The following is a 17,757-nucleotide window of genomic DNA, read 5'->3' as shown; positions in this document are numbered from 1 at the left end:
GTTCTCCTTGCCGTTCCGGGATGGGCGGGTGTTCAGTAGTCGAGCGGACGCCAGTCGTCGGTGCCGGCATCGCCGCCGACACCTGCGGCGCCGAGACGCGGGAGGAAGTGCGCCCAGCCGTGCGCATGTCCGCGCACCTCGGTGTCGGGAAGGTCGGAGTGGGTCAGCTCGACGCGCGTGCCGGTACCGGTCGGAGTGAGAGTGAACTCGACGCGCGATGATCCGGCGGGAAGCGTCTCGCTCCCGGCGACTCCCCAGGAGACGACCACGCGACGCGGATGCTCGACACGCAGGTACTCGCCCCGGATGGCGTGTCCGGCGATGTCGACGGCGAACCGACCGCCCGGCGTCGGGTCGAGCTCGGCATACTGGCCCATCCAGGCGGTCATGCCCTCCGCCGTGACCAGATACTCGAACACCGTCTCCGGGGCGGCGGCGATCTCGATCGAGTCGCGGAACTCAGCCACGCTCCGCACCTTCACGCGCTTCGATGACCGCCTTGAGTGCGGCCAGCTTGTCGGGCCAGAAGTCATCGAGGTAAGAGCGGACGGCCGCCAGGCCGTCGGTGTCGACAGCGAAGAGGTGCCGCGTCCCCTCGCGGGTGCTGGCGGCGAGCCCCGCTCGCCGCAGGACGCCGAGGTGATGCGAGGTCGTCTGCTGAGAGAGACCGACGGCATCCGCGATGGCACCGACGGGCAACGGAGCGGAGCGGATCTCCCGGAGGATCGCGCGCCGGTTCCCATCCGCCAGAGCGCGTAGCGCCAGGTCGAGATCGGCAACGGCGTCGGCACTCATCGGTCTCCCCTTCGTTCGGATGGGCTGACCGTAGCACAAATGCGCGTTTGTACTCAAGAGTATTGGTGGAGCGGACGCACTCGAGCCGGGGCAGGCGAGTGCGCGAGCGAAAAGGTGCCTGAGGGATCCGGAACGGTGGGCCCTGCCGGGATCGAACCGACGACATCCACGGTGTAAACGTGGCGCTCTACCAGCTGAGCTAAAGGCCCTTCCCGATCATCCTATCGACGACACAGCTCCGAGATGGTCGTCACCGCACCAGCGGCACCTCGAGGTCCACGCGTCCGAGCTTGTCCGGGTTCGCGACGGAGTAGATCCGGGTGATCCGCCCGTCCTCGACCGTGATCGTCACGATCCCGGCGAGCTCTCCGTCGATCTCCACCCGGATCCCCGGCTGGCCGTTGATCGTCGTCGCCGCCGCATGGACGGCGCCGGCGACCTTGGCGAGGCCGCCGATGAGGTAGCGGGCGATCGTGTCCGCGCCGACCAGCGGCCGCCGCGCGGCACCGCGCACCTTGCCGCCGCCGTCCGCGACAGACACCACATCCGGAGCGAGGACGTCCATGAGCCCCTGGATGTCGCCGGTGTTGAGCGCGGCGACGAGCCTGTCGACCGCGCGCTCATGCTCGGCGGGCACAACGCGGACGCGCGGGCGGCGGGCCGCGACATGATCCTTCGCGCGGTGGGCGATCTGCCGCACCGCCGCGGGGGTCTTCGCCACGGCGTCGGCGATCTCGTCATATGGCACATCGAAAACCTCGCGCAGCACGAAGACCGCGCGCTCGGCGGGACTCAGGGTCTCCAGCACGGTGAGCATCGCGATCGACAGGTTCTCAGCCAGCTCGACATCATCGGCGACGTCGGGCGCCGTGAGCAGCGGCTCGGGAAGCCACTCGCCGACATAGTCCTCCCGGCGCCGCGAGGTGGAGCGGATGTGGTTGAGCGCCTGCCGCGTCACGATCCGCACGAGGTACGCCTTCGGCGCCGCGACCGTCGACGGGTCGACCGCCGCCCAGCGCAGCCAGGACTCCTGCAGCACGTCCTCGGCATCCGCCGCCGACCCGAGCATCTCGTAGGCGACGGTGAAGAGGAGATTGCGGTGCACGACGAACGGGTCGTCGACGGCGCTCACGACGCGGTCCATGTCCGCGAGCCTACGCAGTGTCGCCGATGTGCTCTCGGACGACCTGCCGTTCCGCGAGCGGAGGCAGCCCGCATGCGTCGGCGAACTCCTCGGAGTGGATGCCGAGGGCCACGTTCATCCTGGCGCTCATGTTCATGAACGCCACGCGCGCCGCGAGCTCGACCAGAGCCGCGGGTCCGAGGTCGGCCAGCAGCGCATCGGAGAGCTCATCCGTGACGGCCGGCGGCGTCTGACTTGCAGCCTCCGCGTACTCCATCACCCTGCGCTCGACCGGTGAGAAGACGCTCGCCTCCCGCCAGCGCGGCACCTGCCGGATCTTCGTCGCATCGAGGCCGTGGTTGTGACCCATGAAGTAGTTGAAGTCGAGGCAGAAGCTGCAGCCGATCGTCGCTGCGGCCGCCATCGCCGCGTACGACGCGAGGTCTCGGTCGAGCTCCGACCAGCTCTCGGTCTTCCGGCCGATGCCCATCGCGTCCTTCATGACCGCGGGGTTGTTCCAGAGCACCCCGACCGACTCGGGCACCCGGCCCATCATCTTCTTCGCGAACACCTTCACCATCGCGCCGTAGACCCCGGTGACTTCGGCCGCCGGGATGCGGGTCGTGCTGCTGCTCATGTTCCTGTCTCCTTCGATTCGGATGCCGTTCTGCGGGCCTTCCACACGGAGACACCGCCCGCGCCCGGGATGTGACATCTGACTCGCCCGACCCGTCGGCATCCGCCGATCCGCGCTCGGGGACCCGGTGCGCGCCCGTGTCGTGGAAGAGGGATAGGCTGAACCCGGCGCGCGTTGTGCACAGCCGACAAGGCTGCCCGCGTCGCTTCCCGTTTCCTTGGCATGACCTGCCAGCTTGACGAAAGGTTCGCCCCGTGACCGTGCACGACCAGGATCCGTATTCCCAGGGCCCCCAGGACAGCGATCCGGAAGAGACCGGCGAGTGGCAGCAGTCGCTCGATGAGCTGGTGGATGCGAAGGGCCACGGACGTGGTCGCGAGATCATGCTCAGCCTGCTCAAGCGCTCGAAGGAGCTGCACCTGGGCGTTCCGATGGTTCCGACCACGGATTACATCAACACCATCGCCCCGGAGAACGAGCCCGAGTTCCCCGGCGACGAAGAGGTCGAGCGTCGCTACCGCGCCTGGATCCGCTGGAACGCGGCCATCACGGTGCACCGCGCGCAGCGCCCCGGCATCGGGGTCGGCGGCCACATCTCGACCTACGCCTCGTCTGCCGCACTGTACGAGGTGGGCTTCAACCACTTCTTCAAGGGCGCGGACCACCCCGGTGGGGCCGACCAGATCTTCGTGCAGGGGCACGCCTCCCCCGGAACGTACGCGCGTTCCTACCTCGAAGGCCGCCTGACCGAGGATCAGCTCGACGGATTCCGCCAGGAGAAGTCGCACGCGCCGAACGGCATCCCGTCGTACCCGCACCCGCGCCTCATGCCGGAGTACTGGCAGTTCCCGACCGTCTCGATGGGTCTCGGACCGATCAACGCGATCTACCAGGCGATGTCGAACAAGTACCTCGAGAACCGCGGCATCAAGGACACCTCCGCCTCGCACGTCTGGGCCTTCCTCGGCGACGGCGAGATGGACGAGGTCGAGAGCCGCGGCCAGCTGCAGGTCGCCGCCAACGAGGGTCTCGACAACCTGACCTTCATCGTCAACTGCAACCTCCAGCGCCTCGACGGCCCGGTGCGCGGCAACGGCAAGATCGTCCAGGAGCTCGAGTCGTTCTTCCGCGGCGCCGGCTGGAACGTCATCAAGGTCGTCTGGGGTCGCGAATGGGACGACCTGCTCGCCCGCGACACCGAGGGCGCGCTGCTCAACCTCATGAACGTCACCCCCGACGGCGACTACCAGACCTACAAGGCCGAGTCGGGCGCGTACATCCGCGAGCACTTCTTCGGCCGCGACGAGCGCGCAGCCGCCCTCGTCAAGGACTACTCCGACGACGACATCTGGAACCTCAAGCGCGGTGGCCACGACTACCGCAAGGTCTACGCCGCTTTCAAGGCCGCGACCGAGCACAAGGGCAAGCCCACCGTCATCCTCGCCAAGACCGTCAAGGGCTACGGCCTCGGTCCGCACTTCGAGGGCCGCAACGCGACCCACCAGATGAAGAAGATGACGCTGGACAACCTCAAGACGTTCCGCGACGCCATGCACATCCCGATCACGGATGCGCAGCTCGAGGAGAACCCGTACCTGCCCCCGTACTACAACCCGGGACCCCAGGACGAGACGATCCAGTACATGCTCGAGCGCCGCAGGGAACTCGGCGGCTTCCTCCCGGAGCGCCGCACGACCCACGTCGGCCTGGCTCTGCCGGACGACACGGCGTACGCCCTCCCCAAGAAGGGCTCCGGCACGCAGGAGATCGCCACCACCATGGCGTTCGTCCGCCTGCTCAAGGACCTCCTGCGCTCGAAGGACTTCGGCCACCGCATCGTGCCGATCATCCCCGACGAAGCGCGCACCTTCGGAATGGATGCGTACTTCCCGACCGCGAAGATCTACAACCCGAACGGTCAGCACTACACGTCGGTCGACCGTGAGCTGCTCCTCGCCTACAAGGAGAGCCCGCAGGGCCAGATCGTGCACGTCGGCATCAACGAGGCCGGCGCACTCGCGGCCTTCACCGCCGCCGGAACCTCGTACGCCACGCACGGCGAGCCGCTGATCCCGGTCTACCTCTTCTACTCGATGTTCGGATTCCAGCGCACGGGCGACGCCCAGTGGGCTGCCGGCGACCAGATGGCGCGCGGCTTCATCATGGGTGCCACCGCCGGTCGCACGACGCTGACCGGAGAAGGTCTGCAGCACGCCGACGGCCACTCGCACCTGCTGGCCGCGACCAACCCGGCGACCATCTCGTACGATCCGGCCTACGGCTACGAGATCGCGCACATCGTGCGCTCCGGTATCGAGCGCATGTACGGCGGGAACCACGAGGACCCGAACGTGATGTACTACATCACCCTCTACAACGAGCCGATCGTGATGCCGGCCGAGCCGGCGGATGTCGACGTCGACGGCATCGTGCGCGGCATCCACCGCGTGTCGGTGGGCGAAGGCGAGGGCCCGCGCGCCCAGCTCTTCGCGTCGGGCGTCGGACTCCCCTGGGCACTCGAGGCTCAGCAGCTGCTCAAGGACGACTGGGGCGTGATCGCCGATGTCTGGTCGGTCACCTCCTGGACCGAACTGCGCCGCGACGGCCTCGCCGCCGACGAGCACAACTTCCTGCACCCGGAGGAGGAGCCGCACACGGCCTACCTCACCCAGAAGCTGCAGGGCGCCGAAGGTCCCGTCGTCGCTGTGAGCGACTACATGCACGCCGTGCAGGACCAGATCCGCCCGTGGGTCCCGAACCGCTTCGCCACGCTCGGCGCCGACGGCTTCGGCTTCTCGGACACCCGTGCCGCTGCGCGTCGCTTCTTCAAGATCGACGGCCCGTCGGTCGTCGTCCGCACGCTGCAGTCGCTCGCCGAAGACGGCGTGGTCGACCGGTCACTCGCTGCGCAGGCGATCCAGAAGTACAGCCTGCACGACGTGAATGCCGGCACCAGCGGAAACGCGGGCGGGGAGAGCTGAGCCCCTCGGTGACAGCTTCGTCTTCCAGCGGTATGGACAAGACCGCCACGCTCACCTGGCTGCGCCGTATCTCCGGTGACATCGCCTCGGTGACGATCAAGCGGCTGGAAGACACCCTCCCCTGGTACGCCGATATGCCACCGGCCCGCCGCTCCGCGGTCGGGCTGGTGGCGCAGGCGGGCATCACCTCGTTCATCCAGTGGTACGAGGATCCGACCTCGACACCGTGGATCGCGGCCGACATCTTCGCCGCCGCACCACGGGAGCTGCTGCGCAGCGTCAGCCTCCAGCAGACGCTGCAGCTGATCCGTGTGACGGTCGAGGTCACCGAGGAGCGTGTCGCCGGTCGCGGCAACGATCTCCGCGAGGCGATCCTGCTCTACTCTCGCGATGTGGCGTTCGCGGCGGCCGACGTGTACGCGCGCGCCGCCGAGGCCCGCGGGCTCTGGGACGCGCGGCTCGAGGCCCTCGTCGTCGACTCGATCCTCACGGGCGAGGCCGATGAGGAGCTGCCCAGCCGCATCGCGGCACTCGGCTGGCACGGCCACGGAGAGGTCGCCGTCCTGGTGGGCACGACTCCCCCGCAGTTCGATGTCGACCTCGTGCGTCGCACAGCCCGAAAGCTCGCGGTCGACGTCCTCATCGGCGTGCAGGGCTCGCGCCTGGTGCTGGTCCTCGGCCGTGCGAGGATCGCCGGACAGGACACCGAAGAGGTCGAGGACGAGCTCGGCTTCCAGGAGATCGCCACGCGTCTCGAGCCCTCGTTCGGGCCCGGTTACGTCGTGCTCGGCCCGGCGGTCGCCGCACTCGTGGACGCGAGCCAGAGCGCCCGCGCCGCCCTGGCCGGATTCGCCGTCGCCCGCGCCTGGCGCAGCGCGCCGCGACCCGTCGAGGCCGACGATCTGCTGCCGGAACGCGCTCTCGCCGGCGATCCGCTCGCGAAGCAGACCCTCATCGAACGCATCTTCCGCCCGCTGCAGGCGCACTCCACCGACCTCGTGACGACGCTGTGGAGCTACCTCGACAACGGCCGCTCCCTCGAGGCGACCGCCCGCGAGCTCTTCGTCCACCCGAACACCGTGCGCTACCGCCTCAAGCGCGTGAGCGAGGTCATCGGCTGGGATGCCACGGGCCCGCGCGAGGCGCTGATCCTCCAGACCGCGCTGATCCTCGGCTCCATCGGAGTGACGGATCAGACACGCCGTCGCCCGGCTCTCCGCCGACCGCAGCGCTGAGGCCGACGATCACGCGGTCTGTACGCCACACACAAGGGTTCTTCGGAATCTTGTGATGGATCATCCACCGTTCGGCGCGAAACGTTGGCAGACTGAGGATGTGATTGTCGTCGTCTGCCCTGGACAGGGCTCGCAGACCCCCGGATTCCTCGCCCCCTGGCTCGAGCTCGACGGGGTGGCCGAGCGCCTCGCCGCATACTCGGACGCCGCGGAGGTCGATCTTCGCGAACACGGCACGGTGTCGGATGCCGACACGATCCGCGACACGCGCATCGCGCAGCCGCTGATCGTCGCCGCCTCACTCATCGCGGCTGACGCCCTGACCGCCCGGGCCGGTCGCCGCGCGGACGGAACCGCCGGACACTCGGTGGGCGAGATCGCCGCCCTGGTCGGCAGCGGCGTCATCGACGCCGAGACGGGCATGCGCCTGGTCGGCATCCGCGGTCGTGCGATGGCGGATGCCGCAGCGCAGACACCGACCGGCATGAGCGCGGTCCTCGGCGGCGACGAGGCCGTGGTCCTGGAGCGGCTCACCGAGCTCGGGCTCTCCCCCGCGAACTACAATGGCGGCGGCCAGCTCGTCGTCGCCGGCGAGCTCCCCGGGCTCGAGGCCCTCGCCACGCAGCCCGTCAAGGGAACCAGGGTGATCCCCCTGCAGGTCGCCGGTGCGTTCCACACGGAGTACATGGCGTCGGCCGTGGCCGCTCTGCGCGACGCCGTGGCGACCGTGACGCCCACCGACCCCTCCATCACCCTGTGGAGCAACCGCGACGGCTCGGTCGTCGACAACGGCGCTCAGGCGCTCTCCCACCTCGTCGACCAGGTGTCCTCCCCGGTGCGGTGGGACCTGTGCATGAGCTCGTTCGCCGACCACGGCATCACCGGTCTGATCGAACTCGCTCCGGCCGGTGCCCTGGTCGGACTCGCCAAGCGCGGCCTCCGCGGTGTACCCACCGTCGCCGTGAAGACCCCCGAAGACCTCGATGCGGCGGTCGCGCTGCTGAACGGAGAAGCCGCATGAGCATCACCCTCGCCCAGGTCGCCGGCCCTGCCTACACGCGCATCTACTCGTTCGGTGCCGCGCGCGGAGAGAACGCCGTGCCCAACGAGGACCTCATCGGCCCGATCGACTCCAGCGACGAGTGGATCCGCCAGCGCACCGGCATCATCACGCGTGCTCGCGCGAACAAGGGCACGGACGCCATCGATCTCGCCACCGAAGCGGCCGCCGAGGCCATCGAGAAGTCCGGCATCCCCGCCGATCAGGTCGACCTCGTGATCGTCGCGACGATCAGCAACCCCAAGCAGACCCCCTCGGTGTCCGCGATCGTCGCCGACCGGGTCGGAGCGAACCCCGCCGCGGCGTACGACATCAACGCCGCGTGCGCGGGGTACGCCTACGCGGTCGCGCAGGCCGATGCCCTGATCAAGGCCGGAGCGGCCCGCTACGCCCTCGTGATCGGCACGGAGAAGCTCTCCGACGTCGTCGACCCGACCGACCGCAGCATCTCGTTCCTGCTCGGCGACGGCGCTGGCGCCGCCCTCATCGGCCCCAGCGACACGCCTGGCATCGCCCCGGCCGTGTGGGGTTCCGACGGCTCCAAGGCCGATGCCGTCGGCATGAACGCCACTCTCACCGAGTTCCGCGACGGCGAGGCGCCGTGGCCGACGCTGCGTCAGGAAGGGCAGACCGTCTTCCGCTGGGCCGTCTGGGAGATGGCGAAGGTCGCCCGCGAGGCGCTCGAGAAGGCCGGTGTCCAGCCGGCCGACATCGCCGCCTTCATCCCGCACCAGGCCAACATGCGCATCATCGACGAGTTCGCCAAGCAGCTGAAGCTGCCGGAGACCACGGTCATCGCGCGCGACATCGAGACGACCGGCAACACGTCGGCCGCGTCGATCCCGCTCGCGAGCCACCGGCTGATGGCTGAGCACCCCGAGCTCTCCGGGGGTCTCGCACTGCAGATCGGCTTCGGCGCCGGCCTCGTCTTCGCCGCACAGGTCGTCGTCCTCCCCTGAGATCGCGCGACCTTCCCTAGACTGTTCCACGGTTCCGAATACAACCCGTAAGAAAGAGGAAGACCACATGGCTTTCACCAACGATGAGGTCCTCGCTGGCCTCGCAGAGCTGATCACCGACGAGACCGGCATCAACGCCTCCGAGGTCGCCCTGGAGAAGTCGTTCACCGACGACCTCGACATCGACTCGATCTCGATGATGACGATCGTCGTCAACGCCGAGGAGAAGTTCGGCGTCACCATCCCCGACGACGAGGTCAAGAACCTCAAGACCGTCGGCGACGCCGTCAGCTTCATCGTCGCAGGCCAGGAGTAATCCCCGCAGGATGCCACCCCCGCATCCGCGGGGCGTGGCATCCTCTGCCTTGCCCGAACTCCGCTCCACCCCCGCCCGACAAGGAACCACACCATGACCAAGCGCATCGTCGTCACCGGCATCGGCGCCACTTCCGCCATCGGCGGGACCGCTCCGGAGAACTGGGCCAACCTGCTCGCAGGCGTGTCCGGCACCCGGGCCCTCGAGCACGACTGGGTGCAGCAGTACGAGCTGCCCGTCACGTTCGCCGCCGAGGCCATCGTCCGCCCCGAGGAGGTCCTGCCCCGCCACGAGGCGAAGCGGCTCGACCCGTCTTCGCAGTTCGCGCTGATCGCCGCGCGTGAGGCCTGGGCCGACGCGGGCTCGCCCGAGGTCGCCCCCGAGCGCCTCGGCGTCGACTTCGCCACCGGCATCGGCGGATTGTGGACGCTGCTCGACGCCTGGGACACCCTCCGCGAGAAGGGCCCGCGGCGCGTCATGCCCCTCACCGTCCCGATGCTCATGCCGAACGCCGCTGCGGGCAACCTCTCGCTCCAGTTCCAGGCGCGCGCCTACGCCCAGACCGTGGTGAGCGCCTGCGCCTCGAGCACCGAGTCGATCATCCACGCGTACCACCACCTGCAGGACGGCCTCGCCGACGTCGTCATCGCCGGCGGCACCGAGTCGGCGATCCACCCGATCACGATGGCCTCGTTCGCGTCCGCGCAGGCGCTGTCGCGTCGCAACGACGACCCCGCCACGGCGTCTCGCCCCGGCGCGATCGACCGTGACGGATTCGTCATGGGTGAAGGCGCCGCCGCGCTGATCCTCGAGACCGAGGAGCACGCCAAGGCCCGCGGCGCGAAGATCTACGGCTACGTGCTCGGCGGCGGCGTCACGGCCGACGCGTACCACATCACGGGGAACGACCCCGAGGGCAACGGCGCCGCACGTGCCGTCACGCAGGCGCTGGAAGAGGCCGGCGTGACCCCCGACCAGGTGACGCACATCAACGCGCACGCGACGTCGACCCCGGTCGGCGACCCCAACGAGTACGTGGCGCTCAAGAAGGTCTTCGGCGAGCGGCTCGACGAGATCCCCGTCTCCGCGACGAAGGCTTCCACGGGCCACCTGCTCGGCGGCACCGGCGCCCTGGAGGCGATCTTCTCGCTGCTCGCCCTGCGCGATCGTGTGGCCCCTCCGACGATCAACATGACCGAGCCCGACCCGGCCGTGCCGTTCCGCCTCTCCGGCGAGCCGACGCCGCTCGGGGACGGACCGCAGATCGCGATCAGCAACTCGTTCGGCTTCGGCGGCCACAACGCCGTTGCCGTGTTCTCCAACGGCGACTGACCGTCGCTCGTCAAGAGGCCCCGGGAGATCCTCCCGGGGCCTCTTCTCGTCCCACTCCGCTCAGGGGCGCACGCTCGTCGCGAGTCGACGAGAGCGCTCCTGGCGCAGCGCGGTGATGCGCGGCAGGAACCAGCCGATCAGCGGGCCGACGCCGAGCGCGAAGACGACGGTGCCGACACCCACCGGTCCTCCGAGCAGGAAGCCGATGATCAGGACGCTGCCCTCGATCACTGTGCGCACGATCCAGACCTTCCATCCGGTCCGGCGCACGAGGCCGGTCATCAACCCGTCACGTGGTCCTGGTCCGAAGTCCGCCGCGATGTACAGACCGGTCGCGAACGCGAGGAGGACCAGTCCCCCGGCGAACAGGGGTGCACCCCACCAGATGGACGTGGGCGCGGGGACCAGGACCAACGTGAGATCCGCGCTCGGGCCGATCAGCAGCGCATTGAGCAGTGTGCCGATTCCCACCCGCTGCCGGAGCGGGATCCAGAGGATCAGCACGACGACGGCGACGAGATTCGTGACCGCGCCGTAGCCCAGTCCGCTCTGCGCCGCGACACCGAGCGACAGCACATCCCACGGAGCGACTCCGATCCCGCCGCGCACCATGAGTCCGAGCGCGACGCCGTACAGCACCAGCCCGACGACCAGCTGCACCAGGCGCTCAGCGAGGTCGCGGCGGCTCGTGGCGGTGACGGGGAGGAAGACGGAACGTATGCTCATCTCTTCATCGTGGAGGGCCGTCCGCTGGTGATGACGAGGCCAGTCTTCGAAAAGTGGTCTGCTTTCACCAGGCCAGTTTCGGGCATGCTGGAAGAGTGACCTCTCGATTGGTGGACCAGCTCGGCGCGCAGAGCGTCGCCGGGGCGACAGCGGCGGCGCTCGCGGGGCGGATCCGCGCCCTGATCCTCGACGGAAGACTCACGGTCGGTGAGCGCCTGCCCAGCGAGCGAGCTCTCGCCGTCGAGCTGCGCCGGTCGCGATCGACGACGACTCGGGTATACGACCTGCTCGAAGGCGATGGATACGTCTCCCGCCGACAGGGCGGCGGAACGCGGGTGGCGCTCCCCCGCGAGTACGTCTCACCCCGGGAGCATGAGGACGATTCGGCCATCGACCTGTCCATCGCCTCCATGGACTCGACACCGGGGCTCTACGACGCGACGGTGCGTTCGCTGCCACGGCTGGCCGCTCTGCGGGGCACGAGCGGCTACTCCCTGCGAGGCATGCCGGAGCTCCGCGATGCCGTCGCACAGCGATTCACCGAGCGCGGCGTCCCGACCACGGCCGAGGAGATCATCATCACCTCCGGTGCCCTGAACGCCCTCAACCTGGTGCTCGCCACGATCGGCAGACGCGGAGAGCGCGCCGTCGTCGAGCAGCCGACGTTCCCGCACGCCCTCGAGGCGATACGCCGGTACGGCTACCGCCTGCTCCCCACTCCGGTCGACGTCGACGGGTGGGACACGGCGCACCTCTCCGACCTGCTGCTGCAGAGCCGCCCTCATGTCGCCTATCTGATCCCCGACTTCCACAACCCCACCGGCGCCACGCTGCCGGACGCCGATCGTCCGCTCATCGCGGCGATGGCGCGCAACACCGGAACCCAGCTCATCGTCGACGAGACGACCGTCGAGCTCGACATCGATCGCGGCTGGCGCCCACTCCCCCTGGCCGCGTTCGGACCGCACGTCATCACGGTCGGCTCGATGTCGAAGATCGCCTGGGGCGGCATGCGCATCGGCTGGATCCGCGCGGAGCGCTCCGTGATCTCCCGACTGCTCGCGGTGCGGCCGTCGTTCGAACTCGGCACCGCACTCCTGGAGCAGTGCATCGCCATCGAGCTCCTCACCGAGATGCCCGCCCTCACCGCACACGTCCGCTCGCGGCTCGCGGCGGGACGCGCGGCCGTCGCCGAGGGACTCGAACGCATCGACGGCGTGCGCATGCCGCAGACCGACGGAGGGCTCTCCGCATGGGTGGATCTCGGCGCTCCCGTCTCGACGATGCTGTCTCTCGCGGCGCGCGAGCACGGACTGATCCTGCCGCCAGGACCGAGGTTCACCACAGGCGGCGTGCTCGAACGGCGTCTTCGTATTCCCATCACGCTCCCGCCTGCGCGGACGGATGAGGCGATGGAACGGCTGCGTCTCGCGTGGACGGACGTGCGGGAGGGGGAGGTCTCGCAGCTCGACGCTCTGCCCCGCGCAGCCGTCATCTGACACAGCGTGACGAGGACCCCGCCTCTTCCGGGGCGGGGTCCTCGTCATGTGAAGCGGGGATACGTCTTCTCAGCGTCCGGGACGGATCACCGGCATCCGATACTCACGCCTCCCCCGCTCCAGGTCTCTCGCCGGCGTCAGCCGACCTTGTGGAGCCACACGACGCGCGCGTCGTCGCTGGCATGGCGGAACGGCTCCAGCTCCTCGTCCCAGGCCGAGCCGAGCGCGATGTCCAGTTCGCGCTGCAGCTCGACCGCGTTCCCTGCGGAGATCTCCATCGCGTAGCGGATGCGATCCTCGCCGATGACGATGTTGCCCGCGGCATCCGTCTGCGCGTAATGGATGCCGAGATCGGGGGTGTGCAGCCAGCGGCCGCCGTCGCTGCGAGGAGTCGGATCCTCGGTGACCTCGAAGCGGAGATGCTCCCAACCGCGGATCGCGGTCGCGAGAGCGGCGCCGGTGCCGACAGGTCCGTCCCAGTAGAACTCGGCGCGACGGGCACCGTCGAGCACGGGCTGCTCGGTCCAGTCGAAGTTGACCGCGCGCCCGATGGCGCGTCCTACCGCCCATTCCAGGTGCGGGCAGAGCGCGCGAGGCGCAGAGTGGACGAAAACCACTCCGCGTGCGTAAGCCGTCGCCATGATCTCTCCGTTTCATCAGGTGCGTCTTCCCCAACGACCTGAAACCCACGAGAGTGGCGAGAATATGCGGTTATGGGCCCATTCTCGCCCAGTCGGGCCGAAATCACAAGCATGTAGTTCGGGCACGAAGAAGCCCCGGTCGAAGCGACCGGGGCTCTCCGTGCTGCGATGGGGTCGGCGACCCCGGGAACGGGCTTACGCCTCGCTCATCGCCTGCTTGACCTGCTGGCCCTTGGCCGCGTAGTACGCGGCACGAGCGGCGTCCTTGCGGGCCTGCTCGGCGTAGCCGAATTCGAGCGTCTCCTGGTCGACCTCGTAGTTGGGGACGTCGTCGGTGCCGTTGTACTTCTCGATGTAGGCGTCGAGCTCCGGGCCCGAGGTCCACGACGTGATCAGGCAGTAGCGCGGCTCGTCGCCGTTGTGCGTGGCGGCGTGCCACAGGCGCTGGGTGTCGACGATGAGCTGGGCACCCGCCGGCAGAGCGATGCGGTACTCGATGCCCGGGTCGGTGCGGTTCTCGCGCAGGACGAAGTAGCTGTCCTTGTCGTCGGTGAGGTTGAAGAACCCGCGGACGACCCAGCCGGTCCCGTCCGGGTTCAGACGGTTGTTGTCGTCCTGGTGCAGGTTGTAGAGGCAGTCGCCATAGGGCGTGGGCTGCAGCTCGATGACGCGGCAGCGCCCCACGTTGGCGCCCGGCTCCTGGGCGCGACGCGTCAGGTTCGGCGCCTTGGCCGTCTGCGAGTCGATCCAGACGCCGTCCTTGTCGGTGCGCGGCGGCTTGTGGTTCCAGAAGCCGTTGCATTCGATGTCACCGAAAGCGCTCGCGAGCGGGGCGAACCGGGTGTCGCCGGACGACTTCCAGTCGTTGTACTCGATGTCGAGCCATTCCTTGGGGTCGAGCTCCTGGTTGTAGCTGTCGAGGACGACGAATCCCTTTTCCTCGAGGGCAGCGGACTTGATGTATCCCATGATCTGAGTCAGATCCTTTCATCGGGGGCCAGCACGTTTTAACAGGCCCTGATAAGGCAAGCCTAACAGCGACCGGCGGGCGCTCCCCGGAGGTCCGCCGTGCATAACCGAATAGACTGACGGGGGCGCCCGGCGAGTCCTCGGTGCCCTGTGCAACGGGAGGACGAGACACCAGCATGAGCTGTGCGACAAACGTCGAGGCGACAGCAGTCAACACGATCGAGTGGCTCGCGGCGGGGACGACGAGCATCGTCGTGCCGGTGTATCAGCGGCAGTACCGGTGGGACATCGGGGGCTGCGAGCGGCTTCTCTCCGATATCCGTGCGGTGGCCGGCGAAGACGACGAGCATCGGCACTTCATCGGATCGATCCTCTCCGCACAGGACGGGCCGGAACCCGGCTCCGACCTCATCCTCATCGACGGACAGCAGCGCATCACGACCCTGATGCTGCTCGTCGCCGCTCTGCACCACGCGGTCCGTGACGGAGACCCGACGATGGCGGCGGAGCTCGAACGCGTGCTGGTGCGACCGGATGAGCCCGGACGCACGAAGCTGCGACCGCACGACGCCTGGGCCGACCTGTACGAGTCGGTGGTGCTGGACCGCCGCGACGACGTCGATCGCGAGTCCCGCTTCGACGACAACTACGCCTTCTTCCGCAGTCAGATCCATGCTGACGAGGCCCCCCGCATCTGGCGCGGACTGCAGAAGCTCGAGCACGTCTCGATCACGCTCGGCGCCCGGGCGAACGCGCAGCAGATCTTCGAGAGCCTGAACTCCACCGGAGAGCCTCTGCGCGATCACGAGCTCATCCACAACTACATCCTCATGGGGCTGACGCACGCCGAGCAGCTCGATGTGGAGGCCCGGTTCTGGCTGCCGATCGAACGCCACACGGGCGAGGCGATCGGGGCGTTCTGGCGGCACTACCTCGTGATGACCACGGGGCGCGAGCTGGCGGCGAACGGCGAGCACGGCGTGTACAGCGCGTTCCGCCGGTCGTTCCCCCGCGTCGACGTCGCCCACCTGCAGGCGGATGCCGAGAACTGGCGGCACTTCGCCGAGATCTACGGAGTCCTGCTCGATCCGTCGCGGGAGAAGGACGAGGAGATCGCCCGCCAGCTCCGCTCCGTGAACACGTTCGGCCGCTCGACCTATCCGCTGGTGATGAGCGCGTACAGCGACCACGCCCGCGGCGTCATCGATCGCGCTGAGCTCATCGAGACGTTGGAGTGGATCCAGGCGATGCACCTGCGCCGCACGCTCGTGAATCTGCCGGGTGAGCGTCTCATCGCGCGGCTGTGCCGGGCGCGCGATGCGGGCCGCGATGCCCTCGCACGCGCGTTCGCCCGCATCACGCCGTCGGACGAGCGTGTGAGCGCCGTGCTGAAGTACAGCGAGCTGCCGCATGCGGCCTACGTGCTCGGGCGCCTCGAGGGCGTCGACGACATCGACGGGTTCGACGTGGAGCACATCGCGCCCGCAGTGCCCGGCGACACCTGGTCGGGTGACGGACGGCGTCCGTGGAGCGAGTACTCGGAAGACGAGCAGAACAGCCATCGCGCGCTCGCCCCCACTCTCGGCAACCTCACCCTGCTCGAGCAGCCGCTGGCCGAGCGTGTCTTCGGCGCCTCCTATCCGATCAAGCGCGTCGATGCCTACGCACGGAGCGTGGTTCCGGCCACCCGAGCCGTGGGCGAGACGGCCTCCTGGGGCACAGCGGCGATCACGCAGCGCACCGTCTCCCTCACCTCCGACCTGCTGCGCATCTGGGCGCGCCCGGCGCTTCCGGAGATCGACGACGACGGCCTGACCCCGATCCTGGACGCCGTCCGCCGTCGGGGCTGGCCTGCCGGCTGGGAGCGCGAGTTCGACTACGTCGAATACCGCGGAGAGCGCTGGGACGTCCCCGACGTCAAGTACCTCTTCAACCGCGTGTTCCGCCGCGCGTGGACCGACAGCAGAGCCGCCGCCCTCGCCTACTGCGCGAGCCACGGCGGCCCCATCTACGACGAGATGGCATGGAAGGGACAGTGGGATGACCTCGACGACACCCACTTCCTCTACATGGGATGGGATTCGAACTACATGATGACCGCCGTGCAGGGCGTGCTGGAGGAGTCCGGCATCGCCTCGGAGGTCTTCGTCAAGTACTCGTACATCGGGAATGTGATGTGATGACCACCGCGAAGAAAACGACGCGCCGGCTGATGGACCTGACGGTCGAGGAGCACACGCTCACCGTGCCCCTCGTCTGGGGCGACCCGACCGATCACCGGACGATCGACGTGTTCGCCGCCGTCGTGTCGCGCGAGGGCGGCGAGACACTTCCGTTCCTCGTGTTCCTCCAGGGCGGACCGGGTCACGAGGCGCCGCGCCCGTTCCACTCCCCCGCCTCACCCGCGTGGCTGGACGAGGCTCTCGCCCACTACCGCGTGGTCCTGCTGGATCAGCGCGGCACCGGCCGATCTACCCCGGTCGGCGACGACGATCTCGCTCGGGGCGCCTCGGCCGTCGCCGAGCATCTCACGCACCTGCGCGCCGACGCGATCGTCCGCGACTGCGAGGCGCTCCGCGAGCACCTGGGAGCCGCCACCTGGAGCGTGCTCGGCCAGTCCTTCGGCGGCTTCACGACGCTGGCGTACCTGTCGACCGATGCCGACTCCCTGCAGCAGGTGTTCATCACCGGAGGGTTGAGCGCCGTGGGTCGTCACCCCGACGACGTCTACGCGCTCTGCTACGACAAGATGCGCGCGGCATCCGAGCGGTACTACCGTCGCTTCCCTGAGCACCGCGACGCGATGCGCCGCCTGGTCGACCGAGCGGATGCCGGCGACATCGTCCTGCCCGACGGCGAGGTCGTCTCGCGCTCGCGCCTGCGCTCGCTGGGTTCCGCCCTCGGCACGAACGACGGCTGGCAGACCGTGTGGTCCCTGCTGGAGCGCGATCCGCGGTCCAACGCCTTCCGCCACGACCTGATGCACGCGATGCCGTACGACGGGCGCAATCCGATGTACTTCGCGTTCCATGAGTCGAGCTACGCCGACGGAGACGCCACCCGCTGGTCGGCGGAGCGGACCGAGCCGACCGACTTCCGCGAGGATCCGACCCTGTTCACGGGCGAGCACATCCGTCGGGAGTGGACCGAGACCGTCCCCGCGTTCCAGCCGTGGCGCGATGTCGCGCTCGAGCTCGCCGATTTCGTCTGGCCGAGCATCTACGACGCAGATGCCATCTCGGCCTCCGGGGCCACCGGCGCCGCCGCCGTCTACGTCAACGACGTCTACGTGCCGATGGAGTTCTCGCTCGAGACCGCCCGCCTGCTCCCCGGCGTCGAGCTCTGGATCACGAGCGAGCACGAGCACAACGGGCTCCGTTCAGGGCCCGTGCTGACGCACCTCATCGACCTCGCCCACGGGCGGCGCATCCGCTGAGGATATCCTCCCGCAGACGGATGCCGCCGCGACACCGCCTGCCTATCC

Annotated in this window: 16 protein-coding genes and 1 tRNA gene; 9 read left to right on the top strand and 8 right to left on the bottom strand. The window is 68.9% G+C overall.

The window, feature by feature from the left end; translation table 11 throughout:
• Positions 1–32: 32 nt before the first annotated feature.
• The 5 genes from LBN7_RS18765 to LBN7_RS18745 all read right to left on the bottom strand — a co-directional run bounded on the left by LBN7_RS18765 (position 33) and on the right by LBN7_RS18745 (position 2,555).
• On the bottom strand, positions 33–467 hold the full coding sequence (locus tag LBN7_RS18765) for an SRPBCC domain-containing protein (protein ID WP_407360481.1): 435 nt from the start codon (positions 465–467) through the stop codon (positions 33–35).
• Positions 460–795 carry an ArsR/SmtB family transcription factor gene (locus LBN7_RS18760; RefSeq protein WP_407360480.1) on the bottom strand — a complete coding sequence of 112 codons (336 nt, stop codon included), beginning with the start codon at positions 793–795 and terminating at the stop codon, positions 460–462. Before LBN7_RS18760 ends, LBN7_RS18765 begins: the two co-directional genes overlap by 8 nt.
• A 136-nt stretch (positions 796–931) precedes the next feature.
• Positions 932–1,004 (bottom strand) — tRNA-Val (locus tag LBN7_RS18755).
• 41 nt (positions 1,005–1,045) lie between these two features.
• Positions 1,046–1,939, bottom strand: coding sequence for an RNA polymerase sigma-70 factor (locus LBN7_RS18750; RefSeq protein ID WP_407360479.1), 894 nt, complete (start codon positions 1,937–1,939; stop codon positions 1,046–1,048).
• Between the two features lie 10 nt (positions 1,940–1,949).
• The gene (locus LBN7_RS18745) at positions 1,950–2,555 is read right to left on the bottom strand and encodes a carboxymuconolactone decarboxylase family protein (RefSeq protein ID WP_341945312.1); all 606 of its coding nucleotides are present in this window, start codon (positions 2,553–2,555) and stop codon (positions 1,950–1,952) included.
• A gap of 254 nt (positions 2,556–2,809) precedes the next feature.
• Here LBN7_RS18745 and aceE point away from each other — a divergent pair, with 254 nt between their 5' ends.
• From aceE to LBN7_RS18715, 6 genes are all read left to right on the top strand, one after another.
• Complete coding sequence (gene aceE / locus LBN7_RS18740) at positions 2,810–5,536, top strand: pyruvate dehydrogenase (acetyl-transferring), homodimeric type (RefSeq protein WP_116634826.1); 2,727 nt, start codon at positions 2,810–2,812, stop codon at positions 5,534–5,536.
• Positions 5,537–5,568: 32 nt separating this feature from the next.
• A complete protein-coding gene (locus LBN7_RS18735) occupies positions 5,569–6,771 on the top strand; it encodes a CdaR family transcriptional regulator (RefSeq protein WP_116634825.1) in 1,203 nt (400 codons plus the stop codon).
• 100 nt (positions 6,772–6,871) lie between these two features.
• A complete protein-coding gene (locus LBN7_RS18730) occupies positions 6,872–7,792 on the top strand; it encodes an ACP S-malonyltransferase (protein ID WP_116634824.1) in 921 nt (306 codons plus the stop codon).
• Positions 7,789–8,790 carry a beta-ketoacyl-ACP synthase III gene (locus LBN7_RS18725; RefSeq protein WP_341945309.1) on the top strand — a complete coding sequence of 334 codons (1,002 nt, stop codon included), beginning with the start codon at positions 7,789–7,791 and terminating at the stop codon, positions 8,788–8,790. Before LBN7_RS18730 ends, LBN7_RS18725 begins: the two co-directional genes overlap by 4 nt.
• A 67-nt stretch (positions 8,791–8,857) precedes the next feature.
• A complete protein-coding gene (locus tag LBN7_RS18720; protein ID WP_017830435.1) occupies positions 8,858–9,106 on the top strand; it encodes an acyl carrier protein in 249 nt (82 codons plus the stop codon).
• A 93-nt stretch (positions 9,107–9,199) separates the two neighbouring features.
• Positions 9,200–10,438 (top strand): beta-ketoacyl synthase, encoded by a 1,239-nt coding sequence (locus tag LBN7_RS18715; RefSeq protein ID WP_116634822.1) that lies wholly within the window; start codon positions 9,200–9,202, stop codon positions 10,436–10,438.
• 60 nt (positions 10,439–10,498) lie between these two features.
• On the opposite strand, the gene LBN7_RS18710 is transcribed toward LBN7_RS18715, so the two are convergent.
• Positions 10,499–11,164, bottom strand: coding sequence for a YczE/YyaS/YitT family protein (locus LBN7_RS18710; RefSeq protein WP_407360478.1), 666 nt, complete (start codon positions 11,162–11,164; stop codon positions 10,499–10,501).
• A gap of 95 nt (positions 11,165–11,259) precedes the next feature.
• Between LBN7_RS18710 and LBN7_RS18705 the strand changes: the two genes are divergently transcribed.
• Positions 11,260–12,663 carry a PLP-dependent aminotransferase family protein gene (locus LBN7_RS18705; protein WP_407360477.1) on the top strand — a complete coding sequence of 468 codons (1,404 nt, stop codon included), beginning with the start codon at positions 11,260–11,262 and terminating at the stop codon, positions 12,661–12,663.
• A gap of 137 nt (positions 12,664–12,800) precedes the next feature.
• On the opposite strand, the gene LBN7_RS18700 is transcribed toward LBN7_RS18705, so the two are convergent.
• Both LBN7_RS18700 and LBN7_RS18695 read right to left on the bottom strand, forming a co-directional pair.
• Positions 12,801–13,304 carry a DUF3145 domain-containing protein gene (locus tag LBN7_RS18700; RefSeq protein ID WP_116634819.1) on the bottom strand — a complete coding sequence of 168 codons (504 nt, stop codon included), beginning with the start codon at positions 13,302–13,304 and terminating at the stop codon, positions 12,801–12,803.
• 195 nt (positions 13,305–13,499) lie between these two features.
• A complete protein-coding gene (locus LBN7_RS18695; protein ID WP_407360476.1) occupies positions 13,500–14,273 on the bottom strand; it encodes a hypothetical protein in 774 nt (257 codons plus the stop codon).
• A 176-nt stretch (positions 14,274–14,449) separates the two neighbouring features.
• On the opposite strand from LBN7_RS18695, the gene LBN7_RS18690 reads away from it, so the two are divergent.
• Positions 14,450–16,453 (top strand): DUF262 domain-containing protein, encoded by a 2,004-nt coding sequence (locus LBN7_RS18690; RefSeq protein ID WP_407360475.1) that lies wholly within the window; start codon positions 14,450–14,452, stop codon positions 16,451–16,453.
• Complete coding sequence (locus LBN7_RS18685) at positions 16,453–17,709, top strand: alpha/beta fold hydrolase (RefSeq protein ID WP_407360474.1); 1,257 nt, start codon at positions 16,453–16,455, stop codon at positions 17,707–17,709. Before LBN7_RS18690 ends, LBN7_RS18685 begins: the two co-directional genes overlap by 1 nt.
• Positions 17,710–17,757 lie beyond the last annotated feature (48 nt).

The sequence above is a fragment of the Microbacterium sp. LBN7 genome, assembly GCF_045690345.1.
Taxonomy (GTDB): Bacteria; Actinomycetota; Actinomycetes; order Actinomycetales; family Microbacteriaceae; genus Microbacterium.
This window is presented reverse-complemented; position numbering and strand designations above follow the sequence as displayed.